At 55.4% G+C, this 6,019-nt stretch carries 4 protein-coding genes and 1 pseudogene; 3 read left to right on the plus strand and 2 right to left on the minus strand.

The features are described 5' to 3' along the window. On the plus strand, positions 1-1,204 hold a 1,204-nt coding region (gene recG / locus KQJ18_RS20670), incomplete at its 5' end, for an ATP-dependent DNA helicase RecG (RefSeq protein ID WP_216422623.1). Between the two features lie 39 nt (positions 1,205-1,243). On the opposite strand, the gene gltS is transcribed toward recG, so the two are convergent. After that, positions 1,244-2,449, minus strand: a complete 1,206-nt coding sequence (gltS, locus tag KQJ18_RS20675) for a sodium/glutamate symporter (protein WP_006687638.1) — start codon at positions 2,447-2,449, stop codon at positions 1,244-1,246. A 226-nt stretch (positions 2,450-2,675) separates the two neighbouring features. Here gltS and xanP point away from each other — a divergent pair, with 226 nt between their 5' ends. Both xanP and KQJ18_RS20685 read left to right on the plus strand, forming a co-directional pair. Further along, entirely contained in the window at positions 2,676-4,067 is a 1,392-nt protein-coding gene (gene xanP / locus KQJ18_RS20680) for a xanthine/proton symporter XanP (protein WP_216422624.1), read from the plus strand. Between the two features lie 121 nt (positions 4,068-4,188). Further along, entirely contained in the window at positions 4,189-5,895 is a 1,707-nt protein-coding gene (locus KQJ18_RS20685; RefSeq protein ID WP_085049113.1) for an AsmA family protein, read from the plus strand. A gap of 38 nt (positions 5,896-5,933) precedes the next feature. On the opposite strand, the pseudogene KQJ18_RS20690 reads toward KQJ18_RS20685, so the two are convergent. Then, positions 5,934-6,019 (minus strand): annotated as a pseudogene (locus KQJ18_RS20690) (D-lyxose/D-mannose family sugar isomerase); the annotation flags it as partial.

Consider the following 6,019-nt stretch of genomic DNA (forward strand, 5'->3'; position numbering starts at 1 on the left):
GGTGCAGGGCGATGTCGGTTCCGGTAAAACGCTGGTTGCAGCACTTGCCGCCCTGCGTGCGATTGCGCATGGTAAGCAGGTGGCGCTGATGGCCCCCACTGAATTACTGGCTGAACAGCACGCAAATAATTTCCGCAACTGGTTCGAACCTTTGGGCGTTGAAGTGGGTTGGCTGGCAGGTAAGCAAAAAGGTAAAGCACGCCAGGCACAGCAGGAAGCCATCACCAGCGGTCAGGTGCAGATGATTGTCGGCACACACGCAATTTTCCAGGAACAAGTTCAGTTCAACGGGCTGGCGCTGGTGATTATCGACGAACAGCACCGTTTTGGCGTGCATCAGCGTCTGGCGCTGTGGGAGAAAGGCCAGCAGCAGGGTTTCCACCCACACCAGCTCATTATGACCGCCACCCCGATCCCGCGTACGCTGGCCATGACCGCCTATGCCGATCTCGACACGTCTGTCATTGACGAACTGCCGCCGGGGCGTACGCCGATCACCACAGTGGCGATTCCCGATACCCGCCGTAGCGACATCATTGACCGTGTGCGCAACGCCTGCACCCACGAAGGGCGTCAGGCGTACTGGGTTTGTACACTAATCGAAGAGTCTGATTTATTAGAAGCGCAGGCGGCAGAAGCCACGTGGGAAGAACTTAAGCTTGCCTTACCAGAGCTGAATATTGGCCTGGTGCATGGGCGCATGAAGCCCGCCGAGAAGCAGTCGGTGATGGCCGCCTTTAAGCAGGGTGAATTACATCTGCTGGTCGCCACCACGGTGATTGAAGTGGGTGTGGACGTGCCGAACGCCAGCCTGATGATCATTGAAAACCCGGAGCGATTAGGCCTGGCGCAGTTGCACCAGTTGCGTGGCCGCGTAGGCCGTGGCGCCGTGGCTTCCCACTGCGTCCTGCTCTACAAATCGCCGCTGTCAAAAACGGCGCAGAAACGCCTGCAGGTTCTGCGGGACAGCAATGACGGGTTCGTGATTGCACAAAAAGATTTAGAGATCCGCGGACCCGGCGAGCTGTTAGGTACGCGCCAGACCGGAACGGCAGAATTCAAAGTAGCGGATTTATTGCGCGATCAGGCCATGATTCCGGAAGTTCAGCGTATAGCCCGCCATATTCATGAACGTTATCCGCAACAGGCTGCCGCGCTGATAGAGCGCTGGATGCCGGAAACCGAACGTTACTCCAACGCATAATCGATTTATCGCGGCGGATGTTACTCCGCCGCACAGCCGTTATTGCGCAAAAATCGGCAGCAGCAGATACAGCTTAATCACTAACGCGTTGACGATATCGATAAAGAACGCCCCCACCATCGGCACCACCAGGAACGCCATATGGGATGGCCCGAAACGTTCAGTAATTGCCTGCATGTTAGCAATCGCCGTTGGCGTTGCGCCAAGCCCAAAACCGCAGTGGCCGGCTGCCAGTACAGCGGCATCGTAGTTTTTGCCCATCATGCGCCAGGTAACAAATACCGCGTACAACGCCATAAAAATCGTCTGCACAACCAGTATCGCCAGCATCGGCAGCGCCAGAGATGCCAGCTCCCACAGTTTCAGGCTCATCAGCGCCATCGCCAGGAACAGCGACAGGCTCACGTTGCCCAGCACTGAAACCGCCCGTTCGAACACCCGATAAAAGCCCATGAGCGCCAGGCCATTACTGAGGATCACACCAACAAACAGCACGCAGACGAAGGTCGGCAGTTCGAGCACCGTTCCGACCAGCATTTGCGCAACGATTTTACCTACCGTCAGACAGATAGCGATCAGCGCGATGGTTTCAATCAGCACCAGCGAGGTGATTATGCGTCCAACGTCCGGCTTTTCAAACGCGGTCGGTACAGCCTGATCGTCCGGCATACCGTCAGGCGTGGTGGAGTGTTTAACCAGATAGCGCGCCACCGGGCCGCCAATCAGCCCCCCCAACACCAGACCAAAGGTTGCGCAAGCCATTGCAACTTCAGTCGCATTGGTAAAACCGTAGCGCTCAATAAACAACTTGCTCCACGCAGCCCCGGTTCCATGTCCGCCAGAGAGCGTGATCGAACCGGCAATCAGGCCCATCAACGGATCCAGGCCCAGCAGGCTCGCCATACCGATACCGATGGCGTTCTGCATCAGCAGCAGTCCCACAACGACAATCAGAAAAATACCCACCACGCGGCCACCGGCGCGCAGGCTGGCGATATTAGCGTTCAGGCCGATGGTAGCGAAGAACGCCAGCATCAGCGGATCGCGCAGGGTCATATCGAAGTTTACTTCCCAGCCCATGCTTTTTTTCAGCACCAGCAACGCAATCGCCACCAGCAATCCACCGGCTACAGGTTCGGGAATGGTGTATTTTTTCAGGAAGGAGACAGACTGGACGAGCTTACGTCCCAGCAGCAATACAAGGGTTGCCGCAACCAGAGTAGATAACGTATCGAGATAAAACATTTACAGCTCCATTAGTGCGTTTAGCACAATCACGCACGATGCATTCCAGACCGATTTTTTAGCTCTTATTGAGTTTTCGGGGTGGATTTTAAGCAGAAAATGATGAAAAGTTATATAAAAAAGTTTGTTTATCCGTTTTAAATATTAAGAATAACTGCTGGCAAACGTTTGCTTTTCCGCCCTGGTCAGATAAAATCACCGCTTTTCCACCATGGGATTGCCTCTGATGTCCGTTAACGCCGTAGAGTCAACAAATGCGCAACCGGTTGCGCAGACTCACAACAGTGAACTGATTTACCGTCTTGAAGATCGCCCCCCGTTAGCCCAGACCCTGTTTGCCGCCTGTCAGCACCTGCTGGCCATGTTCGTCGCGGTGATCACCCCGGCGCTGTTAATTTGCCAGGCGCTCGGTTTGCCGGCTCAGGATACTCAACACATTATCAGTATGTCGCTGTTCGCTTCCGGCGTAGCTTCTATCATTCAGATCAAAGCCTGGGGGCCGGTTGGTTCCGGGCTGTTATCTATTCAGGGCACCAGCTTTAATTTTGTTGCGCCGCTGATTATGGGTGGCACGGCGCTAAAAACCGGTGGTGCAGATATCCCAACCATGATGGCGGCCCTGTTTGGTACGCTGATGTTAGCGAGCTGCACTGAAATGGTTATCTCGCGTGTACTGCACCTGGCGCGGCGTATTATTACCCCGTTGGTCTCAGGCGTGGTGGTGATGATTATCGGCCTGTCGCTGATTCAGGTGGGTCTGACGTCGATTGGCGGTGGTTATGCCGCAATGAGCGATAACACCTTTGGCGCACCGAAGAATTTACTGCTGGCTGGCGTTGTGCTGGCGCTGATCATCCTGCTTAACCGCCAACGCAACCCGTACCTGCGCGTTGCGTCCCTGGTGATTGCGATGGCGGCAGGCTACCTGCTGGCATGGTTTATGGACATGCTGCCGCAAAATACCGCACCGGTAAGCCAGGACCTGATCATGGTGCCAACGCCGCTGTATTATGGCCTCGGTATCGACTGGAGCTTACTGCTGCCGCTGATGCTGGTCTTTATGATTACGTCGCTGGAAACCATCGGTGATATTACGGCTACCTCCGATGTTTCCGAACAGCCGGTTTCTGGTCCGCTGTATATGAAACGCCTGAAAGGCGGCGTGCTGGCGAACGGTCTGAACTCGTTTGTTTCCGCCGTGTTCAATACCTTCCCGAACTCTTGTTTTGGTCAGAACAATGGGGTCATTCAGTTAACGGGCGTAGCCAGTCGTTACGTCGGTTTTGTGGTGGCGCTGATGCTGATAGCATTGGGCCTGTTCCCGGCAGTTAGCGGTTTTGTACAGCATATTCCTGAACCGGTACTGGGCGGCGCAACCCTGGTAATGTTCGGTACTATCGCCGCATCTGGCGTGCGTATTGTCTCTCGCGAGCCGCTGAACCGCCGCGCTATTTTGATTATTGCGCTGTCGCTGGCCGTTGGCCTGGGCGTCTCCCAGCAGCCGCTGATTCTGCAATTTGCCCCGGATTGGGTGAAAAATCTGCTCTCCTCAGGCATTGCCGCAGGCGGTATCACCGCTATCGTTCTGAATCTGGTGTTCCCACCAGAGAAGCAATAAGCAAAATGCGGCGTTGGCTCTGAATCAACGCCGCTGTAACGCTCTTTCACCATTCCTGCCTTGAGCATTGCCTCTAAATCGTGCATAACTTGACTATGTGCACTTCGCGGGATGGAAGACCATGAAATTTATTGGAAAGCTGCTTCTTTACGTGCTGATCGCCTGTGCAGTGGCGATTCTCGGCCTTTATTTTCTACTGCAAACCCGTTGGGGCGCAGAGCACGTCAGCGCCTGGGTTTCAGAGAACAGCAGCTATCATCTGGCATTTGATGCTATCGATCACCGGTTTTCTTCCCCTTCCCATATTCTGCTGGAAAACGTCACCTTTGGTCGCGATGGTCAGCCCGCAACGCTGGTCGCTAAAACGGTCGATATTGGGCTGAGCAGTCGCCAAATCACCGACCCGCGGCACGTAGACACTATCCTCTTGCAAAACGGCACGCTGAATCTTTCCCAGCAAACCGCACCGCTACCGTTCCAGGCCGATCGCCTGCAGTTACAGGATATGGCGCTCAACAGCCCCGGTAGCGAGTGGAACCTGAGCGCCCAGCGCGTGAACGGCGGCGTGATTCCCTGGAGCCCTGAGGCAGGTAAAATTCTCGGCAGCAAAGCACAAATTCAGCTCAGCGCCAGCTCATTGACGCTGAACGATGTCCCCACCACCAACGTATTGATTGAAGGCAGCATTGACCATGGTCGGGTGACGCTAAGTAATATTGGCGCAGACGTCGCGCGTGGCGCATTAACCGGCGTGGCGCAGCGCAATACCGACGGTAGCTGGGTGGTAGAGAATCTGCGCCTGAACGATATCCGGCTGCAAAGTGACAAATCGCTGGCCGACTTTTTTGCGCCGCTAACCACTATTCCATCCTTGCAAATTGGTCGTCTGGAAGTGACGGATGCCCGTCTGCAAGGTCCTGACTGGGCGGTCACGGACCTTGATCTGAGTTTGCGCAACATGACGTTTAGCAAAGATGACTGGCAAACACAGGAAGGAAAACTGTCGATGAACGCCAGCGAGTTTATCTACGGTTCACTGCATTTCTTCGATCCGATTCTGAACGCCGAGTTCTCGCCGCAGGGCATTGCGCTGCGCCAGTTCACGACCCGCTGGGAAGGGGGAATGCTCAGAACATCCGGAAACTGGATGCGTAACAACAAAGCGCTGGTTCTCGACGATGCCGCGATTGCCGGCCTGGAATATACGCTACCGGAAAACTGGAAACAGCTATGGATGAAGCCTCTGCCAGCCTGGCTAAACAGCCTGACGCTGAAGAAATTCAGCGCCAGCCGTAATCTGGTGATCGACATTGACCCGGCCTTCCCGTGGCAACTCACCGCACTGGACGGTTACGGCGCTAACCTCGGGCTGGTACAGAACAACCAGTGGGGGATCTGGAGCGGTAACGCCACGCTCAACGCCGCTGCTGCCACCTTTAATCGCACCGACGTGCGCCGTCCTTCGCTGGCGCTAACGGCGAACGGCAGTACCATCAATATCAGTGAACTAAGCGCCTATACAGAAAAAGGGCTGCTGGAGGCCACCGCCAGCATTTCGCAACTGCCTCAGCGTCAGGCACAGGTCAGCCTGAACGGGCGCGGCGTGCCAATGACCATCCTGCAACAGTGGGGCTGGCCAGCACTGCCGCTTTCCGGCGACGGTAACATTCAACTCACCGCCAGCGGCAACATTCAGGCCGATACGCCGCTCAAGCCCACAGTCAACGGTCAGTTACATGCGGTGAATGCAGAGAAACAGCAGGTCACGCAGACCATGCAGGCGGGTGTGGTATCAGGTAGTAACGTTGCCTCACCCGTTACGCAGTGATTATTGCCCGATGGCGCTTCGCTTACCGGGCCTACCGCTCATAACCGCTTATATTCACTGCATAACAACCACTTCACCGGCTCGTCTTCTTCTATCGTCGGGAAACGACCGCCCGGTTCAAGGA

It is taken from the genome of Citrobacter sp. S55_ASV_140 (genome assembly GCF_018919505.1).
Taxonomy (GTDB): Bacteria; Pseudomonadota; Gammaproteobacteria; order Enterobacterales; family Enterobacteriaceae; genus Citrobacter; species Citrobacter werkmanii.